General features: G+C 71.6%; 23 protein-coding genes. 10 read left to right on the top strand and 13 right to left on the bottom strand.

From position 1 onward, the window contains the following. Nucleotides 1-67: 67 nt before the first annotated feature. Nucleotides 68-1,006 carry a LysR family transcriptional regulator gene (locus ACWEQG_RS28095; RefSeq protein ID WP_452289223.1) on the top strand — a complete coding sequence of 313 codons (939 nt, stop codon included), beginning with the start codon at nucleotides 68-70 and terminating at the stop codon, nucleotides 1,004-1,006. 25 nt (nucleotides 1,007-1,031) lie between these two features. Here the strand turns inward: ACWEQG_RS28095 and ACWEQG_RS28090 are convergent, their stop codons facing one another. Continuing rightward, the gene (locus tag ACWEQG_RS28090) at nucleotides 1,032-1,679 is read right to left on the bottom strand and encodes a mycothiol-dependent nitroreductase Rv2466c family protein (RefSeq protein ID WP_452289222.1); all 648 of its coding nucleotides are present in this window, start codon (nucleotides 1,677-1,679) and stop codon (nucleotides 1,032-1,034) included. A gap of 171 nt (nucleotides 1,680-1,850) precedes the next feature. On the opposite strand from ACWEQG_RS28090, the gene ACWEQG_RS28085 reads away from it, so the two are divergent. Beyond that, entirely contained in the window at nucleotides 1,851-2,627 is a 777-nt protein-coding gene (locus ACWEQG_RS28085; RefSeq protein ID WP_452289220.1) for an isocitrate lyase/PEP mutase family protein, read from the top strand. A gap of 14 nt (nucleotides 2,628-2,641) precedes the next feature. On the opposite strand, the gene ACWEQG_RS28080 is transcribed toward ACWEQG_RS28085, so the two are convergent. Beyond that, nucleotides 2,642-3,070: a TIGR03668 family PPOX class F420-dependent oxidoreductase gene (locus tag ACWEQG_RS28080; RefSeq protein ID WP_452289598.1), complete on the bottom strand. Its 429-nt coding sequence runs from the start codon at nucleotides 3,068-3,070 to the stop codon at nucleotides 2,642-2,644. 70 nt (nucleotides 3,071-3,140) lie between these two features. Here ACWEQG_RS28080 and ACWEQG_RS28075 point away from each other — a divergent pair, with 70 nt between their 5' ends. Then, complete coding sequence (locus tag ACWEQG_RS28075; protein ID WP_363467979.1) at nucleotides 3,141-3,551, top strand: ClpX C4-type zinc finger protein; 411 nt, start codon at nucleotides 3,141-3,143, stop codon at nucleotides 3,549-3,551. 6 nt (nucleotides 3,552-3,557) lie between these two features. Here the strand turns inward: ACWEQG_RS28075 and kynU are convergent, their stop codons facing one another. After that, nucleotides 3,558-4,796, bottom strand: coding sequence for a kynureninase (kynU, locus tag ACWEQG_RS28070; protein WP_452289219.1), 1,239 nt, complete (start codon nucleotides 4,794-4,796; stop codon nucleotides 3,558-3,560). A gap of 262 nt (nucleotides 4,797-5,058) precedes the next feature. On the opposite strand from kynU, the gene ACWEQG_RS28065 reads away from it, so the two are divergent. Both ACWEQG_RS28065 and ACWEQG_RS28060 read left to right on the top strand, forming a co-directional pair. Further along, nucleotides 5,059-5,814, top strand: coding sequence for a GntR family transcriptional regulator (locus ACWEQG_RS28065; protein ID WP_452289217.1), 756 nt, complete (start codon nucleotides 5,059-5,061; stop codon nucleotides 5,812-5,814). 114 nt (nucleotides 5,815-5,928) lie between these two features. Continuing rightward, nucleotides 5,929-6,141 (top strand): hypothetical protein, encoded by a 213-nt coding sequence (locus ACWEQG_RS28060; RefSeq protein WP_346225386.1) that lies wholly within the window; start codon nucleotides 5,929-5,931, stop codon nucleotides 6,139-6,141. A 62-nt stretch (nucleotides 6,142-6,203) separates the two neighbouring features. Here the strand turns inward: ACWEQG_RS28060 and ACWEQG_RS28055 are convergent, their stop codons facing one another. After that, complete coding sequence (locus ACWEQG_RS28055; protein ID WP_452289215.1) at nucleotides 6,204-7,292, bottom strand: hypothetical protein; 1,089 nt, start codon at nucleotides 7,290-7,292, stop codon at nucleotides 6,204-6,206. A 154-nt stretch (nucleotides 7,293-7,446) separates the two neighbouring features. Here ACWEQG_RS28055 and ACWEQG_RS28050 point away from each other — a divergent pair, with 154 nt between their 5' ends. Beyond that, a complete protein-coding gene (locus ACWEQG_RS28050) occupies nucleotides 7,447-7,977 on the top strand; it encodes a gamma carbonic anhydrase family protein (protein ID WP_346225388.1) in 531 nt (176 codons plus the stop codon). Here the strand turns inward: ACWEQG_RS28050 and ACWEQG_RS28045 are convergent. Beyond that, a complete protein-coding gene (locus ACWEQG_RS28045) occupies nucleotides 7,883-8,833 on the bottom strand; it encodes an endonuclease/exonuclease/phosphatase family protein (protein WP_452289214.1) in 951 nt (316 codons plus the stop codon). The genes ACWEQG_RS28050 and ACWEQG_RS28045 overlap by 95 nt on opposite strands. A gap of 55 nt (nucleotides 8,834-8,888) precedes the next feature. Further along, nucleotides 8,889-10,133: a mannosyltransferase family protein gene (locus ACWEQG_RS28040; protein ID WP_452289212.1), complete on the bottom strand. Its 1,245-nt coding sequence runs from the start codon at nucleotides 10,131-10,133 to the stop codon at nucleotides 8,889-8,891. A 320-nt stretch (nucleotides 10,134-10,453) separates the two neighbouring features. Here ACWEQG_RS28040 and ACWEQG_RS28035 point away from each other — a divergent pair, with 320 nt between their 5' ends. Then, a complete protein-coding gene (locus tag ACWEQG_RS28035; RefSeq protein ID WP_452289210.1) occupies nucleotides 10,454-11,899 on the top strand; it encodes a hypothetical protein in 1,446 nt (481 codons plus the stop codon). 147 nt (nucleotides 11,900-12,046) lie between these two features. Further along, nucleotides 12,047-12,235 (top strand): hypothetical protein, encoded by a 189-nt coding sequence (locus tag ACWEQG_RS28030; RefSeq protein ID WP_142574679.1) that lies wholly within the window; start codon nucleotides 12,047-12,049, stop codon nucleotides 12,233-12,235. A gap of 106 nt (nucleotides 12,236-12,341) precedes the next feature. On the opposite strand, the gene ACWEQG_RS28025 is transcribed toward ACWEQG_RS28030, so the two are convergent. Beyond that, a complete protein-coding gene (locus ACWEQG_RS28025; protein ID WP_079314359.1) occupies nucleotides 12,342-12,623 on the bottom strand; it encodes a metal-sensitive transcriptional regulator in 282 nt (93 codons plus the stop codon). Nucleotides 12,624-12,737: 114 nt separating this feature from the next. Here ACWEQG_RS28025 and ACWEQG_RS28020 point away from each other — a divergent pair, with 114 nt between their 5' ends. After that, on the top strand, nucleotides 12,738-13,784 hold the full coding sequence (locus ACWEQG_RS28020) for a PP2C family protein-serine/threonine phosphatase (RefSeq protein WP_452289208.1): 1,047 nt from the start codon (nucleotides 12,738-12,740) through the stop codon (nucleotides 13,782-13,784). Nucleotides 13,785-13,933: 149 nt separating this feature from the next. Next, the gene (locus ACWEQG_RS28015) at nucleotides 13,934-14,293 is read left to right on the top strand and encodes an anti-sigma factor antagonist (RefSeq protein WP_452289206.1); all 360 of its coding nucleotides are present in this window, start codon (nucleotides 13,934-13,936) and stop codon (nucleotides 14,291-14,293) included. On the opposite strand, the gene ACWEQG_RS28010 is transcribed toward ACWEQG_RS28015, so the two are convergent. The 6 genes from ACWEQG_RS28010 to ACWEQG_RS27985 all read right to left on the bottom strand — a co-directional run bounded on the left by ACWEQG_RS28010 (nucleotide 14,286) and on the right by ACWEQG_RS27985 (nucleotide 22,178). Then, nucleotides 14,286-14,855, bottom strand: a complete 570-nt coding sequence (locus tag ACWEQG_RS28010; RefSeq protein ID WP_452289204.1) for a hypothetical protein — start codon at nucleotides 14,853-14,855, stop codon at nucleotides 14,286-14,288. The genes ACWEQG_RS28015 and ACWEQG_RS28010 overlap by 8 nt on opposite strands. Nucleotides 14,856-14,954: 99 nt before the next feature. Then, complete coding sequence (locus tag ACWEQG_RS28005) at nucleotides 14,955-16,769, bottom strand: vWA domain-containing protein (RefSeq protein WP_452289202.1); 1,815 nt, start codon at nucleotides 16,767-16,769, stop codon at nucleotides 14,955-14,957. 15 nt (nucleotides 16,770-16,784) lie between these two features. Beyond that, a complete protein-coding gene (locus tag ACWEQG_RS28000; protein WP_452289200.1) occupies nucleotides 16,785-17,846 on the bottom strand; it encodes an ATP-binding protein in 1,062 nt (353 codons plus the stop codon). Nucleotides 17,847-17,985: 139 nt separating this feature from the next. After that, nucleotides 17,986-19,065 (bottom strand): glycosyltransferase, encoded by a 1,080-nt coding sequence (locus ACWEQG_RS27995; RefSeq protein ID WP_452289198.1) that lies wholly within the window; start codon nucleotides 19,063-19,065, stop codon nucleotides 17,986-17,988. Then, nucleotides 19,062-19,916 carry a hypothetical protein gene (locus tag ACWEQG_RS27990; protein WP_452289197.1) on the bottom strand — a complete coding sequence of 285 codons (855 nt, stop codon included), beginning with the start codon at nucleotides 19,914-19,916 and terminating at the stop codon, nucleotides 19,062-19,064. The genes ACWEQG_RS27995 and ACWEQG_RS27990 overlap by 4 nt, the downstream gene beginning before the upstream one ends. A 159-nt stretch (nucleotides 19,917-20,075) precedes the next feature. Next, entirely contained in the window at nucleotides 20,076-22,178 is a 2,103-nt protein-coding gene (locus ACWEQG_RS27985) for a (Fe-S)-binding protein (protein WP_452289195.1), read from the bottom strand. Nucleotides 22,179-22,323: the final 145 nt, after the last annotated feature.

The following is a 22,323-nucleotide window of genomic DNA, read 5'->3' as shown; positions in this document are numbered from 1 at the left end:
GAGGATGCGGGACCGGAGTCTTCGTGAGGTATGTCACATTTGGCGAGGTGGTGTTAAGCATTGCTTCATGCACGATGTCACGCGCCTGGCGGCGCTGGTGGCGGTCGCCGAGGCGGGTTCGATAACCCGGGCGGCCGCCCGCCTCGGCTACACGCCGCCCGCGTTGTCGCAGCAGATGGCCAAGCTGGAGCGGGAGGCGGGAGCCGTACTGGTGATCCGGCACCGCCGCGGCGCCACGCTCACGGCGGCGGGCGAGCTGCTGGTGGAGCACGCCCGGCGGGTGCTCGACGAGCTGGAACGGGCCCGCCACGGGCTGGCCGCGCTCGCCGGCCTGTCCGGCGGGCACATCACGATCGGCACGTTCACAACCGCGGGCATCCACCTGTTACCGCCGGTCCTCGCGGCGTTCCGGCGGGCTCACCCCGCCGTCGAGGTGAATGTGAGGGAGTACGAACCGCCGTCCGGGCTGCCCGCACTGGCCACGGGCGAGGCGGATCTCGTGCTCACGCACACCTACGAGCATCAGCCCGATCCGCCGATGCCCTCGGGGGTCACCGTCGAGGCGCTGCTGGTGGAGGAGCTGGTGCTGGTGGCCGCTCCCGGGCACGCGCTCACCGACGCGGCCGAGCCGCTGCCGTGGCCGGAGCTCGCCGGGCGGCCGCTGATCAGCGGCACGCGCGGGCTGGCCAACCGCGAGGCGCTGGAGGCGCTGTTCCGCCGCGAGGGGCTGGCGCCGCCCGTCGTGGCGTATGAGACGGGCAACTACGGCATGTCGTGCGCTCTGGCCAGCGGGGGGATGGGTCTCGCCCTCGTGCCGAGGACCGTGGCCGACCTAGCGGAAAACCCCCTCGGCGTACGGCGGCTCGCCCCGCCCGGCCTGCACCGCACGATCAGCCTGGCCAGGCGGTCCGACGACAGGTCCCCCGCGCTGGCGACCATGCGTGCGCTGTTCAGGAGCACCGGCAAGGCGGCGCCCCGGCGGTCCCCGGAGGAACCGCCGAGGTGAGCGGCGCCCCTCAGCCCGGACTGTGTCAGTCGAACTCGGGGTCGGTGGTGCGGCTGCGCTTCATCTCGTAGAAGTACGGGAACTTCGCCATGGCGAGGGCGCCGTCGAAGATGCGGGCGGCCTCCTCACCACGCGGGACGCGCGTCATCACCGGGCCGAAGAACGCCACGCCGTCGATGTGGATCGTGGGTGTGCCGACCTCGTCGCCGACCGGGTCCATGCCCTCGTGGTGCATGCGGCGCAGGGCCTCGTCGTACTCGTCGGTGCCGGCGGCGTCGGCCAGCTCGACCGGCAGCCCGACCTCGGCGAGCGCCTCCTTGGCCACGACGCCGTAGTCCTTGTTGTCCTGGTTGTGGATGCGGGTGCCCATCGCGGTGTAGAGGTCGCGCAGCACGGCCTCCCCGTGGTGCTGCGCGGCGGCGACGCACACCCGGACCGGGCCCCGCCACCTGGGCACCGCCTCGCGGTAGAAGTCGGACAGGTCCTCCTTGCCCTCGTTCAGCACGGACAGGCTCATCACGCGGAACCGCAGGTCGATGTCGCGCTGCTTCTCGACCTCCAGGATCCACCGTGACGTGACCCACGCGAACGGGCAGACGGGGTCGAAGTAGAAGTCCACCCTGGGACGGCTGTCCGCCCCGGCCTGGTCGACAGCGCTGTCGATGTCGCTCATGAAACTCTCCTGACGGGAATGGTCGGGGGATCGGGGGGCCGGTTCCGCGAGCGTATCCGAGGGCTCCGCGCGACCGTCACCACACTTGACCCCTCAAACTCACGGCGATTTCCCCTCATTCCCCGGTAGACGGGTGGCGTTCTCACCGGCCGGGGTCTCTAGGGTGTCCCTATGGCTGAGATCCACGAGAAGGCGGCGGTCCTGCGCGCGCTCCACGTGCCCGGCGACCCCGTCGTGCTGCCCAACGCCTGGGACGCCGCGTCGGCGCGCGCCGTCGAGGCGGCCGGGTTCCCCGCCGTCGCCACCGGCAGCGAGTCCGTCGCGGCCTCGCTGGGCTACGAGGACGGGCACGACACACCCGTGGACGAGATGTTCGCGGCCGTGGCCCGCATCACCCGGGTCGTGGCCGTCCCCGTCACCGCCGACGTGGAGCGCGGCTACGGGCTGAGGGCCGCCGAACTCGTCGAACGGCTGGCCGCCGCGGGCGCCGTGGGCTGCAACCTGGAGGACTCCGACCCGGCGACCGGGGCGATGATCGACGCCACCGAGCAGGCGGACTTCCTCGCCGCCGTGCGGGCGGCGGCGGCCGAGGCCGGGACCGGCCTCGTGGTCAACGCCCGGGTGGACACCTTCATCCACGGTGCCGGCAGCCCCGGCGACAGGCTCGCGGAGGCGATCGACCGGGGCCGCCGCTACCTCGCGGCCGGCGCCGACTGCGTCTACCCGATCCTCGCGAGCGATCCCGAGGCGATCGGCGCGCTCGCCCGGGAGATCGGCGGACCGATCAACGTGCTGATGCGGCCCGGTGTGCCGGCCGTCCGCGACCTCGCGGCCCTCGGCGTGGCCAGGATCAGCTTCGGCCCCGGCGTCCACCGCGCGACCCAGGCGTTCACCGCGCGCATGCTGGACACGATCGCCCGGGGAGACGACCCCTTCCCGCCCGCCTGACCACGTCCGCCGGCCTACGGCTCGCCGTACGACCAGCCCGACCAGCGCTCGACCCGGACGAGGATCGCGGGCCCGGCCGGGGGACGCTCGCGATACTGGGCGTACTTTCGCGCCAGCCCCGCCACGGCCCGCTCATGCTCGGCGCCGCCCTCCACGACGCGGGCCCGCCCGTCGGCCCGCACCCACCACAGCCGTTCCCAGTCGTCCTCGTAGTGGTCGGCCAGCAGGCAGACGCGGGGGTTGTCGCGGATGTCGCGCAGCCGCCGCAGGTCGGCGGTGGCCTTCGGCTTGTGGTCCACGGCCGTCACCACGACGCCCTTCTCACCCTCCCGCAGCACGGCGAACGTGACCGGGACGAGCCGCGGCGCCCCCTCGGCCCCGGCGGTCGCGAGGCGGGCCACGCGGGCCGCGGAGAACAGGGCGCGGGCCCGCTCCTCGGGCATCCTCACCAGGCCAGCCTACGCACCGTGGTCGCGCTTGATCGTCTTTGTACGGCGGCCTATGGTGTCCGCCATGGAGGCATCTGACTTACTCGAGCGGGCCCGCTCGAGCGCACGCGACCCCGAAGATCCCCTGGAAATCCTGTCCGCCGCGATCACCCTGGTTCCCGAACTGGGCGGCGAGGCGGACGCCCTGCTCGATCTGGCGGTGCGCCGCGCCCGTGAGGCCGGCGCGTCCTGGACCGCCATCGGTGAGCGGTTCGGCTACATCAGGCGGAGCGCGCGCAGGCGGCGCTTCACTCCCGCCTTCGCCCACCGCCACCTGGTCAACCGCCGCATGAAGCGCGACGCCGCCTGCTCCTTCTGCCGCAGGCCGCCCGGCCCGCGCGTCCACATGGTCCACGGCGAGGGCGGGCGCATCTGCGACCGCTGCGTGGCGCTGGCCGGAGACATCGTCGCCGGGCTGGCCCGCCGCCGCCGTTGACGCACGTCAGGTGACCGTGAGCCGTCGCGCGTAGCGCTCGTCCCGCCACAGCTCCTCGCCCAGCACCTCGGCCAGCGTGGCCGCCGCGTCGTACACGTCGACGTAGCGCAGGTACAGCGGCGCGAAGCCGAAACGGACGAAGTCCGGCTCGCGGTAGTCGCCCACCACTCCCCGGTCCGCGAGCGCGCGCACCACGGGGTAGCCCTGCGGGTGACGGTAGCTGACCTGGCTTCCCCGCCGCTCCGGGTCGCGCGGGGTGGCCAGGACGAGCCCGAGCCCCGGGTCGACGAGGTCGTCGAGCAGCTCGACGAACAGCGAGGTCAGGGCCAGGCTCTTGGCTCTGACCTCGTCGAGGTCCGCCCGCTCCCAGATGTCGAGCGACGCGTTCAGCGCGGCGTACGACAGGATCGGCGGGCTGCCCGTGGCGAAGCGCCGCACACCGGCCGCGGGGCGGTAGTGCGGTTCGAAGTCGAAGGGCGCGGCGTGCCCGTGCCAGCCCGACAGCACGTTCTGGACGGCGTCCTGGTGGCGGGGCGCGACGTACAGGTACGCGGGGGCGCCGGGCCCGCCGTTCAGGTACTTGTAGGTGCAGCCGACGGCGAAGTCCGCCTCGCCCACCCGCACGGGCAGCGCCCCGGCGCTGTGGCACAGGTCCCAGATCATGAGCGCGCCGGCCGCCCGGACCCGCTCGGTCACCGCCGCCATGTCCCTGGCCGCGCCCGTCCGGTAGTCCACGTGCGACAGCAGCACGAGCGCGACGTCGTCGCCGAGGGCGTCCTCCAGCGAGCGGCCGCCCTCGCCGATGTCCCTGATCTCGTACGCGCCGAGCGCCCGGGCGGCGCCCTCCACGACGTACCGGTCCGTGGGGAAGTTGTCGAGGTCGGAGACGATCACACGGCGGCCGGGCCGCAGCGGAAGGGCGGCCGTGACCAGTTTGAAGATGTTCACCGAGGTGGAGTCGCCGGCCAGCACGTCGCCGGGGCGCGCGCCGATCAGGGGCGCGATGCGGTCGCCGGTGCTCTGCGGCATGTCCCACCAGCCGGCCGTGTTCCAGCTGGCCCCGAGATGCACCCCCCACTCGGTCTCGACCGTGCGGGCCACCCGTTCCGGCGTCCGCCGGGGCAGCGCGCCGAGCGAGTTGCCCAGCAGGTAGACGACCCCGGGAGGCAGCGAGAACTCGTCGCGGAACTCCCCGAGCGGATCCTTGGCGTCGAGGTCCTGGCATTCGGCACGGCTGAGAACCATCGGCAACTCCTTCGTCACCGCATTATGTACCGAAATATCCGTTGTTGTCGTTATGGCGATGACGGAGCGTTCCCGGTACCGGCAATACCGGAAAGGACCGTTCCACGGATGCGGACGGCTATAACCCCCAGGGATCGCCACACCGGCACGATCAGCGCAAAGTAAGCACAAGACGCACCCCAAGCTCTGTGCGATCGTGGACAAGACGGGGCAAGTTCTCTGGAGACGCCAAACCCCCGTTGGTGACAGAGGGTGATCAAACGTGACGGAATCCCCGTCGGTGCATCACGAGGCCCCGATCTATCGCCGCATCGCCGACAGGCTGCGCGATCAGATCTTGTCCGGAGCGCTCGGTGACGGCGACCGGCTACCGGGCGAGAACGCGCTCATGAAGGAGCACGGCGTCGCTCGGGCCACGGCACGGCAGGCGCTCGCCGTACTGATAAACGAAGGGCTCGCCGTGCCCAAGCGGGGATCAGGCGTCTACGTGCGGCTGTTCCGCCCCATCCGCCGCCACGGGTCCCGCCGGCTCTCCCGTGAGCAGTGGGCGCGGGGCCTGGCCATCTGGGACTCCGACACCCGGGGCCGGTCGTACGTCGTGGACGAGGTGAGCATCGTGCGCGAGCCGGCGAGCGAGCAGGTCGCCCGCGTGCTCGGCGCGGGCGAGGTGTGGGTGCGCCGGCGCCGCTACTCCGTGGACGGCCGTCCCGTGCAGCTCGCGGCCTCCTGCTTTCCCGCCGATCTCGTGGAGGGCACGGCGATCGTCCTGCCCGACACCGGTCCCGGCGGGGTGTACGCCCGGCTGGGCGAGCTCGGCCGGGCTCCCGTCCATTTCAGCGAGGAGGTGCGGGCGCGGATGCCGTTGCCCGGCGAGGCCGAGTCGCTGAACCTACCCGCCGGCACGCCGGTGATCTCCGTCACCCGGGTGGCCTTCGCGGAGGGAGGCATGCCGGTCGAGGTCAACGAGATGATCCTGGACGCGGCGTCCTATGTACTTCAGTACGACTTGGACGCCTAGGTCAAGAGGCAACGTTGACCTGACCATCCCGATCATTGATTTCTCTAGAGATGTCCCGCACTTTGAGGAGGAGACGTCAAGAACACCGGGCACACGGCGAGGGAAGGTGTACGGATGTCCTTTGACCGACGCCTCGCCGAGATCGCCCGGGAGTTTCCGGAGTGGACGATCTGGCGGAGCGACGCGGGCCGGTGGTGGGCGACCCGGCACCACCCGCTCACGTCGGCGCAGCGTGCGGCGGGATGCGCGATGACCATCGACGCCGACGAGGCCGACGGGCTGCGTGAGCTGCTGCGCGAGCAGGAGACCCGCACCGCCGATCCATGAGCGCGGAAGCCCCCGACCCGATCGGGGGCGGGGGCTTCCGCTACCACTTCTGCACCTGCGACTCAGTTGCCTCCGACCGACTGCCCGTCCGGCAGGGCACGCCGCACGCGGCCGAGGTTGACGTCGGTGTCCTCGGGCGAGGGCGCCACGGCGTGACCGTCCTGGTGGCGTCCGTCGTCCACGATCAGAACCGCGTCGTCCTCGTCGTCGTCCGCCCGTCCCTGACCGGTGGCGTCCTCGGGGTGCGCCTCCTGCCCGGACGGCGCGGCCTCCAGAGCCTGCCGCGGCTCGTCACCCGGCTCGTGCCGCTGGTTCGGGTCGCCCGCGGCGATGGCGTGCACCTGCGGCGGCGGCAGCACGGCGGCCTCGTCGATCACCGGTCCCGCCGCGGCCTCGCGCTGCATGAGGTCGCCGAGCACCGAGCCGATCTCGTTGAGCCGCCGCACGACCTCCGTGTGGGTGTCGGTGAGGTAGGCCACCCGGCGGCCGGTGTGCTCGTCCAGCGCGTTCACGCGCTGCTGCGCCGCCGCCAGCATGGCCTCGGCCTGCCCGCGCGCCTCGGAGAGCATCCGCTCCGCCTCCATCCGGGCGGCGGTGAGCTGCCGCTCCCCCTCGGCGCGGGCGGCGCGCATGATCTCCTCCGCCTCCGCGCGGGCCGTGCCCAGCGTCTCCTCCGCGTTCGCGCCCGCCTGCGCCAGCAGCCGGTCCGCCGTGGAGGTGGCTTCGGCGACGCGGCGCTCGGCCTCGTCCTGGGCGGCGGTCCTGATGGCGTCGGCCTGCTCTCGCGCCGACGTCACCAGCCGCTCGGCCTCGGCCGCCGAGCTCTCGCGCAGCCTCCTGGCCTCCGCCTCGGACGCCTCCTTGTTGGCGGCCGCCTCCTCCTGCGCCAGCTTGAGTATCTGGCTGAGCCGCTCGCCCAGTTCGTCGGGGTTCTGCGGCGACTCCGCCATCCTCCGCCGCGCCTCGGCCAGCTCCAGCCGGCTCTGCTCCGCCTGGTCGATCGTGCGCGCCAGCCGTTCCTCCAGGTCCCGGATCTGGTTGCGGGTCCGGATCATGTAGTCGTGGACCTGCCTGCGGCTGTACCCACGCATCACGACTTCGAAGGAGTCGTCACTCATGAGGTCGGGGAAGTTGTCGGTCTGATTCGTCATGAGAAACCCTGGGGTTGGAGATAACGACGGTAACGCAGCCAGGACACGACTTTCCTGCTATCCGTCGCACATCGCAACCTGAACGCCCCAGGCGCCGGGCGGATCACGGGGCGTCGCATCGAACTCGGCACGCGCCACATGGGATCATGGCGGCATGCCGTACATAGCGGACCTGGACGACGACGCCGCGCCGATCATCCATCCGGAGGCATGGGTGGCCCCGGGGGCGGTGGTCGTCGGGAGAGTGCGGCTCGGGCGCGGCGCGAACGTCTGGTACGGATCGGTGCTGCGTGGCGACGACGAGCGCATCGAGGTCGGCGACGAGGTCAACATCCAGGACCTGTGCTGTCTGCACGCCGACCCCGGCGAGCCGGCCATCCTGGAGGACCGGGTGAGCCTCGGCCACCGCGCGATGGTGCACGGCGCGCACGTGGAGACCGGCGCGCTCGTGGGCATCGGCGCGGTCGTGCTCGGCGGGGCGGTCGTCGGAGCCGGTTCCCTGATCGCCGCGGGGGCCGTCGTGCCGCCCGGCCGCCGCGTCCCGGCGGGCGTGCTGGTCGCGGGCGTGCCGGGCAAGGTCGTCCGTGAGCTCACCGACGACGATCGCGCCTCCTTCGCGCGTACGCCGGACAACTACCTCGCCAAGGCCCGCCGTCACGCCGCGGCCTCGGTTCGCTCCCGATGAGCGTGCCGGCCAGCGCCAGGTGGTCCGACAGCTCCGGGTCGGTCCTGATGACCTCGGCTCCGCCCGGCCGGTAGTCGGCCTCGGTCGCGAAGATGTAGTCGATCTTCCGGCCGCCGCGCGTGGTCGGTTCGCCGCCGCGGCGCGCGAGCCCGCACGACTCGGCGCCGGCCTCGACGTAGCCGCCGTCGCCCAGGCCCATGCCGTACACGCCGGTGAGCTGGTCGTGGCCGGGCTCGCGGTTGAAGTCGCCGGTGAGGATGACCGGCGCGCCGCCGGCGTAACGCGCCACCAGTCCGGTGACCTGCCGCGGGGTCTCGGTGTCGGAGATGTGGGTCACGCAGCAGACCGAGCGGCGCGGGCCGACCCGTCCCGTGGCGCACAGCAGGCCGCGCGGGTGGATCGTCTCGCCGGGCACGGCCGGGGCGTGGTCGGCGCGCAGCAGCCGCCGCAGCGGCGGCGGACCCTCGGCCCCGTTCTTCAGCGCGAGCGCCATACCGAATGTCTTGCCGTCCGGCGGCGCCGTGTCCGGGGTGAGGTCGCCCCACAACGTGCGGCACCGGTCCTCTCGGCCCGGCCCGCCGCCCTTGGCGTAGCCGTACCAGACCAGGCGGTAGCCGGGCAGCTCACGCCGGAGCAGGCCGACCTGCGCGTAGCACATCTCGGTGAAGGAGGCGACGTCCACGTCCCTCGACCGGATCAGCGCGGAGACCTGGCCTGCCCAGGTTCTGCGGCGCTGCGGCGTCAGGTCGCGTACGCAGGTGCCGGCGCTGTTGCCCGCGGCACAGACGTTGTAGGTGAGCACGCTCACCCGGTAGGTGTCGGCGGGCGACGGAAGACCCGCGACCGCAAGCGTCACAATTGCCGCTACTGCCACATATGCCCCCATACATGGAGAAGCTAGTCAGCAGCGATCAACCCACCCAGGCGCCTGTGGTGAAATTTCCGACATTGATTGCCATCACCGGCGCGGCGACCGCGATGTAGGCCATGAGAACCCAGGGCCTTCGGGTGCCGACGACGCCCACGGAGATGTAGAGCGGCCACCACAGCAGCGAGGCCCGGCCCACCGACATGTAGAACGACGACATCGCCAGCAGCGCCACCGCCTGCGGCGCCAGATAGGCGAAGTCGGCCCACCTGCGCCGGACCAGCCGCGCGAGGATCAGCACGACCAGCACGATCGCCGCGATGATCTCCTCGCGGTACGACGTCGTCAGAGCCGGCTCGTCGAACGACCGGTGCCAGGTGTTGATGAACACGTTCCAGGGCGCCTCGGGATAGCGGCCCCAATACCGCGCCTCCGCCGCCTTCCAGGCCATCAGGTCGCCCGTGCGGTTCCAGAGATAGAGCATGTACGCCAGCACCGGCACGCCCGGCAGCAGCAGCCACGGCGCCTTCCGCCACCCCTTCGGGGCACGCAGCCCGTTGCGCGCGACGAGGAACTGCACGGCCAGCCCGAGGGCGAGGAAGAGCCCGGAGATACGGATGGACGACGCGAAGGCGGCGCAGATGGCGGCCGCCTCCCACCGGCCCTGGCGCGCCAGCAGCCACGCGGGGATGGCCAGCGCGAGGAACAGCGCCTCCGTGTAGCCGGCGAGCAGGAACACCGCGAACGGGCTGCAGAAGAACGCCAGCACGGTCCAGTGGCCGCTGCCCTCCCGGTACGACTCGCTCAGCCGCGACAGCGCCACCGCCACGACGGCACTCGCGACGAACGAGATCAGGACGAGGGCGAGCCTCAGGTCCGGGATGACGAACTGCACGGCGCGCAGCAGCAGCGGCAGCCCCGGGAAGAACGCGACGAGCCGCGGCGAGTCCTGGTCCTCCGGCCGGCCGTCGTAGCCGTACCGCGCGATGTCCATGAAGTTGTAGGAGTCGTACCGGTTGAACCGGTCGAGGATCGGGTCCTCCGTACGGCCGGGCGCCGCGAGTATCAGGTAGATGTAGCAGGCGATCTGCCAGAAGAACCAGATCAGCAGGGCCGTGCGGTCGCTCGGCCGGCCGAGCCACCACACCGCCCGCCATGTCCGGCCCGACTGCGGCCCCGTCTGTTCGCCGGTCGCCGTGCCGCCAGAGCTGTCCACGGACGTCATCTTCTCCGATGCCTCGTCCGCGCCCTGCTCCCGGGCGGTCCCGGCCTGCTGGATCTCCGTCACGAGCACCTATGGAATACGCCACGGCAGTTCATGCCAAGTGGCGGGCGCCCTCGGGATGCGTCCCGATCCCTAGAAATACGGATATGCGCTGCTCAACGCCTCCCGGCCCATGAAACTTTCACCGACGGCCCCCCGGTGCGCCACGGGCTCCCGCCGCCTGTCGGACCGGCGAGCTACCATCGGATCCAGCGAGGGGACCGCCGGAGATCGTCCCGGCAATCGGTGCCCCGGAGGGGCATCGGCCGGGGTCCGGCCGTCGCCCACTCCGGCCGGGCAGGCGAGAGACCGTCCTCTCCAGAGGACGGAGGAGTCGCTGCCGCGTGTACTGGGACGGGTTCACGGCGATGGAGCGCGACGTGCGCGCCGTCGTCGGCGACCCCCGGTGGGCGCTGCTCCCGCCGCTCGCACGGGCGCACACCCTGGCCCAGCGGGCGCTGGTCACCCCGGACGGCGTGTGGTGGCTGTTCGGCGCGCACGCCCGCTGGTATCGCCTGGACCGCGTCGACGGCCGCTGGCACCTGTCGGCGCCGCCGCTGCACCCGGCCGTCCGGACCGCCGCCCGGCCGCACCCGCCGGAGGTCGCGATCCCGCCGGCGCTGATACCCACCGGTCCCGACTTCGCGTACGACCGCGGGTCCACCCAGGCCTTCGTCGGCCCGGACGTGCCCCACGAGATCACCGAACGGCTCCGTGCGCTGCTCCTGGCCCATCGCGGGCTGCGCCGGGAGGACTTCCCCCTCGGCGACAGCGTCTACCGGGAGATCTTCGCCCGCGACGTGGCCGCCACGGTGGCGACCGTGTGGGGCACGATCATGTGGTGCGCCTACGCGCCCGCCTTCGACGGCAACGAGGTCATGCTGTCGATGTTCGGCGAGTTCCTGGCCCGGCCGCTGCCCGGTGACGACTGGGTGCGCTGGCTGCCCATGGGGTCGCTCGACGCGCTCGTGGCCCTGTACGCCGAGCGGATGCGCTCCGGCGCGGGGGACGCCGGCCTGCGCCTCGCCGGACTGATGGCCGAGACGGCCACGGTGCTGCGCGCCGACCCCCGGTTCCGCCCGCGGGCCGACGCGCTGATCGCGATGTCCGAGCCACTGCTCACCAGCCCCTGGCTGGACCAGCACGCCATGCCCGGCGGCGCCGTACGGCAGGCCTGGCTGGCGCGCTGCCCCCCGCACCTCGTCCCCGCCACGCTCCCGGAGTGGGCGCCGGGCGAGCACTTCCGGCACACCCTGTACGACCTCGTCGAGGCCCTGGGCTACACGGCCGCCCGGGGAATGGATCCGCGGGCGGTGGCGGCCGCGCTGCTCGCCGCCGACGTGGCGGGCGTGTGCGGCGTGTCCGAACCCGCCTGGGCGGCGCCGGGCAGTTCACAGACCGCGCAGGTGGTCACCGCGCTGTATCCGTGGATGGACGACGAACTCCGGCAGTCGCTCTATCTCGCGCTCACCGATCCCGCCCATCCGCTGCGGGGCTGCTGGCCGGCCGGCGGCGAGCTGCCGCCGGGGCTGGTCCCGCCGGACCGCGAGACGGCCGCCGCCCTGCTCGGCTCCGCGTATGCGACCGGCCTGGCCTGGTGCGCCCTGACGGGCACGCCCGCGCCCACCGTGGGCTTCCCGGTGTGCGCCGCGGTCGTGCAGTGCCTGATCCACCAGCGCGACGATCCGCGCCCGCAGGAGGCGGCGGAGCACAGGCGCGACCTGGAGGAGTCCGGGAGCTGGCTGTTCGAAACTTCTAATTCGGATATTTCGTCCTTACCTCCGCTTTAGCAATCCCTTCCCCTCATCACCGTCTTTTTCATCGAATCGTGATCTCGGTATCAGGGAAATGGTCCCGGAGGGACGAGGGACGCCGGCCGGAATGGTCACGATGGGCCATGTCGCGCGAAGGTACCCGGACGTAACCTCGTGATGGGTGTGGGCTGCGGAAGGAAGGACGACGCGGTGGGGCACGACGACCTGGACTCTCGGGTCCACGACCGTGTCGCGTTGGACGAGATCGCGCTCTACGCCGAGGTGCTGGAGGCCGTGAACATCACGGAGAACCGACTGACCTTGGAAGAGCTCGACAACGCGCTCGGATTGCGGACTTCGGCGAGCCGCTGAAGGCATTGAGAGCACGGACCGTCCCGGGTACCCGATGGGGCCCGGGACGGTTGCTCGACCGGACGATCCGTTCAAGCGCGGTGATGCCGATGATCGATAACGCTGATCACGACCTGACGAGCCGGGCGATGGCCGCCGAGGCCTCCTTCACCTTCTCGCCCGCCTCCGGGCCTCCGCTCTTGACGGCGTCGGCGACGCAATGGGCGATGTGGTCCTCCAGCAGGCCGAGCGCCACCGCCTGGAGGGCGCGGGTGGCCGCCGAGACCTGGGTGAGGATGTCGATGCAGTAGGCCTCCTCGTCCACCATCCGCTGCAGCCCTCGGATCTGTCCCTCGATCCGGCGCAGGCGGGTGAGGTAGGCCTGTTTGTCCCCGCTGTACCCGTGCATCCTTCAACGATACCCGTTACCGGTATTCAGCGGGCGCCGCTCCGATCCGGCGGGTAGGGCGGGCGCTCGCGGGAATGCCACCATGGACCGGCTCATAGCGGCGCTGGAGTCGCGATGGGAACACAGGCTGTCCTCCGTACGCTGCCGTTCGCCGCCATGGCGGCGGTGGTGGTGCTCGACCTGCTCGCCGGGCCCACCCTGGGCCTGCTGCCGTTGCTGACCCTCGGGCCCGCGTTCGCCGCGGTGACGGGCGGCACGCGCCACACGGTGCTGGCCGGACTGGTCGCGCTCGCCCTGTCCGTGCCGCTGGCCTACCACGACCGTCTGCTCGGCGGCCCGGTGATCACGATCACGCTGGTCGCGATCGTCGGGGTCACCGCGGCCGCCGCGCTGGCGTGCCGGCTCCGCGCCGAGGGCGAGCGCACGCTGGCGAACGTCCGCCTCGTCGCCGAGGCGGTCCAGCGCGTGCTGCTGCGCCCGGTGCCCCGGCACGCGGGCGATCTGCGCGTCGCCCTGTCCTACACGTCCGCCACGGTGGAGGCCCGCATCGGCGGGGACCTGTACGACATCACCAGGGGGCCCGGCGGCGTCCGGGTGATCGTCGGTGACGTGCAGGGCAAGGGCCTGGCGGCCGTGGAGACGGCGGCCTCCGTGGTCGGCGCCTTCCGGGAGGCCGCCTACGACGAGCCGACGCTCGCCGCTGTCGGCCAGTGCCTGGAGGACCACCTCACGCGGCGGCTCGGCGGGGAGAAGTTCGTCACCGCCGTGCTCGCCGAGGTGCGCGAGGACGAGATCGAACTGCTCAACTACGGCCACCCGCCGCCTCTGCTGCTGACGGGCGACGGCCGGGTCCGCCGGCTCGAACCACGTGAGGAGACGCCGCCGCTCGGCCTGGTCGAGCTCGCCCCGGCCGGGCCGCGGCCGTACGGGTGCGCGTTCCGCCAGGGCGACCGGATCCTCTTCTACACCGACGGCGTGATCGAGGCACGGGACCGGGACGGCGCCTTCTATCCCCTTGAGGACCGGGCACCCCGCCTCCTGCGGTCCGACGACGATCCGCAGATCACGCTCGACTTGCTGGAACACGACCTGGTCACGCACGTCGGCGGGCCCCTCACCGACGACGCGGCCATGCTGCTCGTCCGCAGGGAACGCCCCTGACGGCCTGGCCGGGGCATCGTTTGCCATGTGCAATCATTGACGGACAGTTCTGGCCCCCACCGTACGGTGACGGCCGGATCGCAGGGCCAGGTGAGCAGGGGCGAGCACGAGTGGAACCGGGAAGGCACGGACAGCCCGACAGCTTCTCCATGCTCACCGTTCTGGACGAGAACGTCGTGGTCATCAGGATGTTCGGTGACCTGGACCTGGTCGCCGCCCCCTCGCTGCGCGCCTGCCTGGCCGAGGCGGTCGGGCTGCGCACCCCGCCCCGCATCGTGGTCGACGCCGAAGGGCTCAAATTCTGCGACTCGACCGGACTGAGCGTCCTCATGGGGGCCCTGAGCGCCGTCAGGGCGGCCGGCGGGCGCCTGGCGCTCAGCGGCGCCCACGGGCGCTTCGCCCGGATGCTCCGGATCACCGGCCTCGACTCGGAGCTGCCCATCCACGACACCGCCACCGACGCCGCCGCACACCTCACCCGTCCCGGCCCCGGGACACGACCTAGTTGACGCAGTCCTGGGTCTTGAGGCTCAGGGCCAGCTGGTAGATCCTGCCGCCGCGCGACAGCAGGAAGACGTAGTCGGCCCTGCGGTTGCCGGGGACCGTGGTGACGGGGTAACCGCTGGCGGCCGTCCTGAGATGGGGATAGGCCTTCTCCAACTGCTTGCGGGTGGAGCCGATCCCGATGCCCTCGGGGGTCCTGACGCCCTTGGGCGCGAAGATCACGGCGACGCCTCGCTTCTTCGAGATGAACAGGCCGGCCCCGTCCTTGCCGGTCGGATGCGCCTTCAGGTCCCAGCCCGAGCAGCCGCCTCCGCCGCCGCCGAACTTCTTGACGACTCCGCGGGTCTTCTGGGCCTGCTTGGCGCTCATCCCCAGCGTCACGCCGCCGTAGCCGTACGGCCCCAGCCTGCCGGCGGCGCTCACAGCGGCATCCATGAGGGCACTCTTGGGGGCATTCACGGGGGCGCTCGCCGCCGCGCTCGCGGACGTGGCGCCGCCCAGCGCGACGCCCACGGCGAGGACCGCCACCGCCCCCGAACGCCCCAGACGCGCAGCCGTTTTCGTCATCCCGCTCTCCTCCCGATCTTCATGGTCGTCCGTACGGCCACCAGCATCACGACGGGCTCTTGCGACCCGGTTGCGGCCCACTGGGGAGCGACGGCGCGGTCAGGTCATGCGGAAGACCGGCCCGCGCGGGATGAACGGCAGGACGGCGCCGGCCGGGATGAGGAACGCGTGCTCCCTGCGGATCCGGACCACGTCGCACTCGCCGTCGGTGATGACCAGGATCGGGCCGTCCCCGGGAAAGTCCTCGGCCCGTTCGAGCAGGTTGACGCCCGGCTGGAGGATCGTCCCGCCGCGCCCCCGCACGCGAACCCTGCCGGCGATGTCCTCGACGGGCAGGTAGCCCGCGTCGTAGGCGACGGCGTCGCAGAACACGACCCGGGCACGCGGCACGTCCCGCGCGGTCGCGTACGAGGCGATGGCGCCGAGCGCCTTGCCCAGGACTCGCACGTTCATGGACCCCGAGGTGTCGAGCACGACCCCGAACGTGGCGCGGCGCACCGCCTCCTCGGGCCGCAGCCGGCCGGGGCGGGGGATGCCGGGCGTCGCCGACTGGCGGCGGGAGGCCCGGGCGTAGGTGCTGCGGCGCTCCACCGCGGGCACGTGCTCCTCGAACCAGCGCGCGAGCGCGGCGTCCCACGGCAGCGGCGGGTGATCGAGGGCCCGGATCTCCTGCTCCAGCCCGGCCGGCACCGTCCCCCTGCCTCCGTTGTGGTGGTAGGCGAGACCGGTGACGAGGGCGTTGCGGTAGTACTCGTCCAGGTCGACGTGGCGTCCGGGCGCGCCGGGACGCGGCAGCGGCTCGCCGAGCACGTCGCCCAGGCCGCGCCCGCGCAGCGTGGCGAGCTTGCGCAGGCGGCGCAGGTCGTGCGCGATCCGGTCATAGACGGCCTCGCAGGACAGCCCGTGCAGCGAGGGGTCGTACAGCATCCCCTCGGACATCTCGCCGACGCCCATCTCGACCAGCCAGCCGTTGACGACGTAGTCGCAGGCGACGTTCCACAGGTAGGGCTCCCGTCCGCCGGTCCGCTCACCGTGGCGCAGCGCGGCGTGGAGCATCTCGTGGGCCAGCACGAACCGCCACTCCTCCGTGGTCATCGAGACCAGCGGGTTCACGTAGATCTCAGCGGCCTCGGCGTTGACCGCGGCCACCGAGATGTCCCAGCCCCGGGCGAGGTCGACGTCCGCCACGATCGTCATGCCCGCCGCGAGGGCCCCCAGCAGGGGGTACGACGACACGAACCAGCCGAGGGCGTGGTCCCACGGCTTCTTGACCGGGCTCCCGGCCGAAGCGCGGACGCCTCCCGCGACCTCGATCGCCGTCGTCGCCGCGGCGGAGATCCCGACCGCGAACGCCCCCTGGTGGTCGCTGTTGTCGGCCGTCTCGGCATTGCCAGCGAAGAAGTCGGGGAAGGCCGGCACGTCGAACTCCGCGGGCACCCCTGACGTGCGCCACATCGCGGCCAGAGTGCGTTCGTCCTGGGGCGGGAAGACCGGCGGCAGCGGCTCCGGCGCTCGGCCGATCTTGAGGGTGGCCAGGAACCGGTCGACGCCCAGGCAGCAGGCAGCCAGGTACGGATGACGGGGAGCGCGCCGCGGCGGCCCCCCGCGGGGGCTCTCCTCCCTGCCCAGGTCGTCGGGCCCGGCCTCACGGGGATCCAGGTGCCCGAACCCCGCGTGCAGCAGGCAGTGCGCGAACACCCACGCCCACTCGTCCGGCTCGGCCCGTCTGCGCGGATGGTGACGCACGCTGCCGCCCGGTGTGATGTAAGCCCACCGGTCGTGCGGCAGCTCGCCGTCCTCCGCCGTGTACAGGTATCCGCCGAGGGAGCGGAACAGCGGGTGGGCGCGCACCAGCTCCCAGCCCTTCTCGACGGCGTCGCGCCGGGGGTCCGCCTTCTGCTTCCCGCGTGCCACGGCCGCCCGGCCCCCTCAGCTCCGCGCGGCGGCCAGGCGCGGCAGGTCCCGGCCGACCTCGACCAGGAACCACGACGGCAGCACCGGCGCGCCGTCGTCGCCCACCGCGATGACGAGCCGCGCGCATTCGAGCGAGATCTCCGCCAGCTCGACGAGCAGGCTCTTGGCGCGGAAGGCGAGCTGCCGCCCGGCGGGCGAGGCGTGATTCTTCGACCGCGGCAGCTCCTTGACCAGCCGGGCCCGGAAGGTCTCGGACAGGAAGTACAGCAGGTCGCGGTCCTCGGGCCGGCGCGGCCACCCCGCGTCCCCCTTGATCACGGCGTCGAGGTCGTAGGCGTGCCGCACGGTCTTCACGTACGCACGCAGACCCGAGGCATGCACGGCCGAGAGCGTGCCGTAGGCCAGCACGCCCAGCGTCTCGTCGTCCAGCCGGTCGCCGTAGGAGTGCAAGGCGTCGGACAGCATGTGCCAGCCGCGGGGAGAGGAGAACGGCTCCTCGGTCTTCGGCGGCGCGCTCCACAGGTGGTCGGGGCGCTGCACGAGATAGTCCACGACCCACGGGTGGATGCCGTTCGCGGCCGCCCAGCTCAGCCAGTCGTCGGCCGAGGCCCGGAGGTGAACGTGGATCATGCGGTTGACCAGGGCTGACGGCATGGGCCTGGCCAGCGCGTTGTCGACCGCGCGGTTACCCGCGCCGATCACCACCGAGCCCGCCGGCAGTTCGTACGCGCCGATGCGCCGGTCGAGAATCAGCGAGTAGAACGCCTTCTGGACCTCCGGGGACGAGGCGTTGAGCTCGTCGAGGAACAGGCAGTACGGCTCGTCGCGCGCGATCGTCTCCGGCGGGGCGAACCGGCTGCGGTCCCCGACGATCTGCGGCACCCCGATCAGGTCTTCCGGCGCCAGCTGCGTGCCGAGGAGCGTCACGCAGTCGAGACCGAGAGAGTCGGCGAACGACCGGACGAGCGAGCTCTTGCCGATGCCCGGCGCGCCCCACAGGAAGACCGGTCGCACGACGGCGACGTGCAGCAGCACCTCCGGCAGCTGCGCGGGAGTCACGGTCAGGGTCGCCTGCATGCCTCAAGATTCGCAAAGCGCACTCAGCCGCCGCATCCGATTAATACCGCGGCTGCTCTCCCCGTCCGGGGCGGATGGCCGGCTGCCGGCGGGACGCGCCGGGACCCCGTTCAGGGGTGCTCCTCGTCAGTGCTCCTCGTCAGGGGCGGGAGCGCAGGCCGTACATCAGCTCTTCCCAGCGGACCGCGACGGCGGGCGCGGCGTGCGCGGACGCGCTCTCCAGCGCCCCCGCCGCCAGCTCCATGCGGCGGCGTTCGTCGTCCACCAGCCCGAGCAGCGCGCAGGCGAACGACTCGGCGTCGCCGCCCTCCCCCTCCTGTACGAGCACGCTGTCGCGGCCCGGACGGAGGAACTCGGCTGGCCCACGGGACCCGGCGAAGCCCACGACCGGCACTCCGCAGCTCAGCGCCTCGAGGACGGTCATGCCCAGCACCTCGTGCCGGGACGGCACCGCGACGATGGACGCCTTGGCGAACTCGCCCGGCAGGTCGGGGGTGGTGCCCATGAAATACACGTGGTTGTGCAGGTCGAGGTCACGGACGAGGGCGCGCAACCGCCGTTCCTCCGGGCCCCCGCCGTACAACCGCAGCCGCCAGTCGGGCCGCTTGTCGGCGACGATCGCGAAGGCCCGCACGAGCTGGTCGTACGACTTGCCGGCCACCAGCCGGCCCCCGGCGCTGACGATCCGGTTGTCCATGCGGGAGCGCGGCCAGGGCGCCGCGGGCAGGGCGTCGGGGATGGCGTGGACCGACAGGTCGTCGTCGAGCAGCCGCACCCACTCGTCCCGCCGGGCGGCGGTGCTCGCGACCACGGCGTCGAGGCGGGGATAGAAGCGGCGCACCGGGGCGGGCACCGACGGTCTGCCCCACTCCCGGGCGATGCGGACGACGTCTCGCGGGGCGTACCGTGCGGCCTGGACGCTCAGCGACGGGCGGCTGGTGACCAGGACGTCGGCGCGCAGGCCGCGCAGCATCCGCCAGAGCGCCACCTCGGTGCGCACCTGCCCACGGGGCAGCAGGTGATGGACACCGGGCCGGGCGTCCACGAGCCAGCGCAGCGTCACCCGGCGGTCGACCGGGAAGAACGGTGTCTCCCGGGTGCGCCGGACGCTCACCACCTCCACCTCGTGCCGTGAGGCCAGCCCTCCTGCCAGGTTCAGCATCGCCCGCACGTCGCCGCGCATGCCGTACGCCGAGGGAAGCAGGAAGGCGATCCTCACGCTCCCACCTCCAGCAGCAGCTCGTCGCCGGAAGTGAAGCTGGGCCGGATCGGCACGCCGTCCACGAGCGCCCGGGGATAGTGGACGCGGCGGCGTTTACCCTCGACGTCGTCGAGCCGGGCGCCCAGCGGCAGGGCGCCGTCGACGCCGTCGACCTCCAGGTAGGGCTCCCAGGAGCCCTGCGAGTCGGGGGTTGCCTCCAGCACGTCGCACAGCGAGAGCGCGGCATGGAACCGGACTCCCTGGACGGTGGCGGCGACCCGCACGGTCGCGGCCGGATCGCTGTGGCCCCGATCGGTGTGACCCGGATCCCTGTGACCCGGATCCCTGTGACCCGAATCGCTGTGACGCAGTGCGAGGGTGGCGCGACGGTGCTGGTCGTCGTCGTCCAGGCCGGTGTAGGCCAGCAGCCCGGTCACCTCGAAGCGCCCCTCGCGGAACCACACCGCGCGGACGTCGGCCACGGGCTCCGCCGGGTCTATCTTCAGCGCCAGAAAGCCGTTGCGCGTGCGGTAGGCCCGGTAGGCCAGCGTCCGCCGGCCCAGCGCGTACGCGTCGAGGCGGTCGAGCGAGAACCCGGGATCGACGCTCTGGATACGGGCGCGGGCACCGTCCTGTTCGAGATAGGCGTCCCAGCGTCCCGCACCGAGGTCGAGGGGCGCGAGGGAGACCGCGACGCTGGCGTCCCCGGTGCGCCCGCCGGTCGCGCCGAGCGTCACCCGCCGTTCCTCACCCGAGCCCCGGCGGCGCAGGACCAGGCGGGCGCCGTCCGCCAGAGGCTCGGCGATGGACAGACGCAGGGAGAGGACGTCCGCCAGGGTGACCTCCGCGTCGGTGACGACCACACCCATCGTCCAGCCCCCTCCCCGTCGATTGAGCCAACGTTGAGGTTACCGTGATTTTCCTGTTATGTGGAGAAAGCCTTTGTCACTCTTTCGTGAAACACGGTTCATTCCATCGCCTTGACGAAGGATTTCGACAAATAGTTCACACTGATGGCAAAGAAGGCTTTACCCCTGCTTGATGGATTTGATCAGGAGCTGGGCGACGTCCACGACCTCGAGCGACTCCTTGGCCTGACCCGCGTTCTTCTTCTCGTTGATCGCGTCGCCGAGCATCACCAGACAGAACGGGCAGGCGGTCGAGACGGTGTCGGGATCGGTGGTCAGCGCCTCGTCCACGCGCTCGGTGTTGATGCGCTTTCCGATCCGCTCTTCCATCCACATCCGCGCGCCGCCGGCGCCGCAGCAGAAACCGCGGTCCTTGCAGCGGTGCATCTCCTGGGTCTGGACGCCGGGCACCTTGGCCATGATGTCGCGCGGCTGGGCGTAGACCTTGTTGTGCCGGCCGAGGAAGCACGGGTCGTGGTAGGTGATCTTCTCCTCGATCGGCGTGATCGGGGTGAGCTTGCCCTCCTCGACCAGGTGCGCCAGCAACTGGGTGTGGTGCACGACCTCGTAGGTGCCCCCCAGCTGCGGATACTCGTTGGCCAGGGTGTTGAAGCAGTGTGGGCAGGTGGCCACGATCTTCTTGACCCCGGCCTCGTTGAGGGTCTCGATGTTCTGCTGGGCGAGCATGTTGAAGAGGAACTCCATGCCCAGGCGGCGGGCCGGGTCACCGGTGCAGGCCTCCATCGGGCCGAGCACGCCGAACTTCACCCCGGCGATGTGCAGCAGCTCCGCGACGGCCTTGGTGGTCTTCTTGGCCCGGTCCTCCAGCGCGCCGGCGCAGCCGACCCAGAACAGGTACTCGACGTCCTCGGGCATCTTCTCGTCGATGATCGGGACCTCGAAATCGAGCTCCTCGATCCACTCGGCGCGCTTCATCTCGGACATGCCCCAGGGGTTGCCCTTGTTCTCCAGATTCTTGAGCATCACGCCCGCCTCGGACGGAAACGACGACTCGATCATCACCTGGTAGCGGCGCATGTCGAGGATGTGGTCGATGTGCTCGATGTCGACCGGGCACTGCTCGACGCAGGCGCCGCAGTTGGTGCACGACCACAGCACGTCGGGGTGGATGACCCCGTCCTCGCCGACCAGCGGCTTGTCCAGCAGGGCCAGCACGTCCTGCGGGAAGCTTTCCTTCTCCTTGTCCCCGGCCAGCAGGTACGGCGCGACCGCGAAGGCGTGGTCACGCTGGTCGAGGATGAGCATCTTGGGCGACAGCGGCTTGTCGGTGTTCCACGCCGGGCACTGCGACTGACACCGCCCGCACTCGGTGCAGGTGTAGAAGTCCAGGAAGCCCTTCCACGTCGTGTCGGTGATCTTCCCGCGGCCGAACACGTCCGTCTCGGGGTCGGCCTCCTCGAAGTCGAGCACCTTGCCGTCGCTGCGCATCGGCTGGGCCGGGCCGAGGCCGTCAGGGCGGCGGGAGAACAGCACGTTCAGCGGCGCGGTGAAGATGTGCAGGTGCTTGGAGTTCACCACGAAGACCAGGAACACCAGCATGACGCCGATGTGCAGCAGCAGGCCGATCTCCTCCAGCACCTCGCTGGAGGGCAGGACCTTCGCGACCGCGTCCGAGGCGAACGCCCCCGAGGAGTAGGGGAAGTTGGCGGTGTTGACCGCCGCCCCGCGGAACAGGAACATCGTCCAGATCACGTTGAAGATCATGAACAGGGTGAACCACGCCCCGCCCAGGTGGGAGCCGGAGAAGCGGGATCCGCGGCCCAGCTTCTTGGGCGAGTTCCTGATCCGGATGACGGTGAAGGCGATCAGGCCGAGCAGCGCGGCGACCGCGATGAAGTCCTGCAGGAAGCCCAGCACCGGCCAGGTCCCGATCAGCGGGATGTGGAAGTCCGGCTTACCGGTGATCGCGCCCTGGATCAGCGCGCCGTAGGCCTCCAAATAGACCGTGGCCAGGATGAAGAACGCCCACATCACGAAGAAGTGCGCGGTGCCCGACGGCGTCCACTTCAGCAGCTTGCGCTGGCCGAAGACCTCGACCAGCTGCGCCTTGACCTCCGCGCCGGCGTTCTCCTTGGCGTACTCGATCCGCTCGGGGGCCGGCTGGCCGCTGCGGGCGAGCCGGTAGAGGAACAGCACGCGACGGCCCGCCAGCGCGACCGCCACCGCGGTCGCGACGAGGCCCACTATCGCTACCCAGAGCACGAGTCCCTCCCAAGTCGAACGTCGGCGGCCAGCCTAGGGGCGCGGCGCCTCGCGGGGGGCGGGCCGATCTCGCCCTGTGGATAACGCCTACGCTTCCCGAATGGTACCGGCGAGTAACTTATCCTGCGTCACGCTCGGCGAGTGG

This window comes from Microbispora sp. NPDC004025 (assembly GCF_053604425.1).
The sequence above is the reverse complement of the archived record's forward strand: the minus strand, read 5'-3'. Positions and strand labels throughout refer to the sequence as shown.

Bases quoted from the DNA above. Each gene is read 5' to 3' on its own strand.
- ACWEQG_RS28095 (WP_452289223.1), top strand. From the start codon at position 68: ATGCACGATGTCACGCGCCTGGCGGCGCTGGTGGCGGTCGCCGAGGCG.
- ACWEQG_RS28090 (WP_452289222.1), bottom strand. From the start codon at position 1,679: ATGAGCGACATCGACAGCGCTGTCGACCAGGCCGGGGCGGACAGCCGT.
- ACWEQG_RS28085 (WP_452289220.1), top strand. From the start codon at position 1,851: ATGGCTGAGATCCACGAGAAGGCGGCGGTCCTGCGCGCGCTCCACGTG.
- ACWEQG_RS28080 (WP_452289598.1), bottom strand. From the start codon at position 3,070: ATGCCCGAGGAGCGGGCCCGCGCCCTGTTCTCCGCGGCCCGCGTGGCC.
- ACWEQG_RS28075 (WP_363467979.1), top strand. From the start codon at position 3,141: ATGGAGGCATCTGACTTACTCGAGCGGGCCCGCTCGAGCGCACGCGAC.
- kynU (WP_452289219.1), bottom strand. From the start codon at position 4,796: ATGGTTCTCAGCCGTGCCGAATGCCAGGACCTCGACGCCAAGGATCCG.
- ACWEQG_RS28060 (WP_346225386.1), top strand. From the start codon at position 5,929: ATGTCCTTTGACCGACGCCTCGCCGAGATCGCCCGGGAGTTTCCGGAG.
- ACWEQG_RS28055 (WP_452289215.1), bottom strand. From the start codon at position 7,292: ATGACGAATCAGACCGACAACTTCCCCGACCTCATGAGTGACGACTCC.
- ACWEQG_RS28050 (WP_346225388.1), top strand. From the start codon at position 7,447: ATGCCGTACATAGCGGACCTGGACGACGACGCCGCGCCGATCATCCAT.
- ACWEQG_RS28025 (WP_079314359.1), bottom strand. From the start codon at position 12,623: ATGCACGGGTACAGCGGGGACAAACAGGCCTACCTCACCCGCCTGCGC.
- ACWEQG_RS28020 (WP_452289208.1), top strand. From the start codon at position 12,738: ATGGGAACACAGGCTGTCCTCCGTACGCTGCCGTTCGCCGCCATGGCG.
- ACWEQG_RS28015 (WP_452289206.1), top strand. From the start codon at position 13,934: ATGCTCACCGTTCTGGACGAGAACGTCGTGGTCATCAGGATGTTCGGT.
- ACWEQG_RS28010 (WP_452289204.1), bottom strand. From the start codon at position 14,855: ATGACGAAAACGGCTGCGCGTCTGGGGCGTTCGGGGGCGGTGGCGGTC.
- ACWEQG_RS28000 (WP_452289200.1), bottom strand. From the start codon at position 17,846: ATGCAGGCGACCCTGACCGTGACTCCCGCGCAGCTGCCGGAGGTGCTG.
- ACWEQG_RS27990 (WP_452289197.1), bottom strand. From the start codon at position 19,916: ATGGGTGTGGTCGTCACCGACGCGGAGGTCACCCTGGCGGACGTCCTC.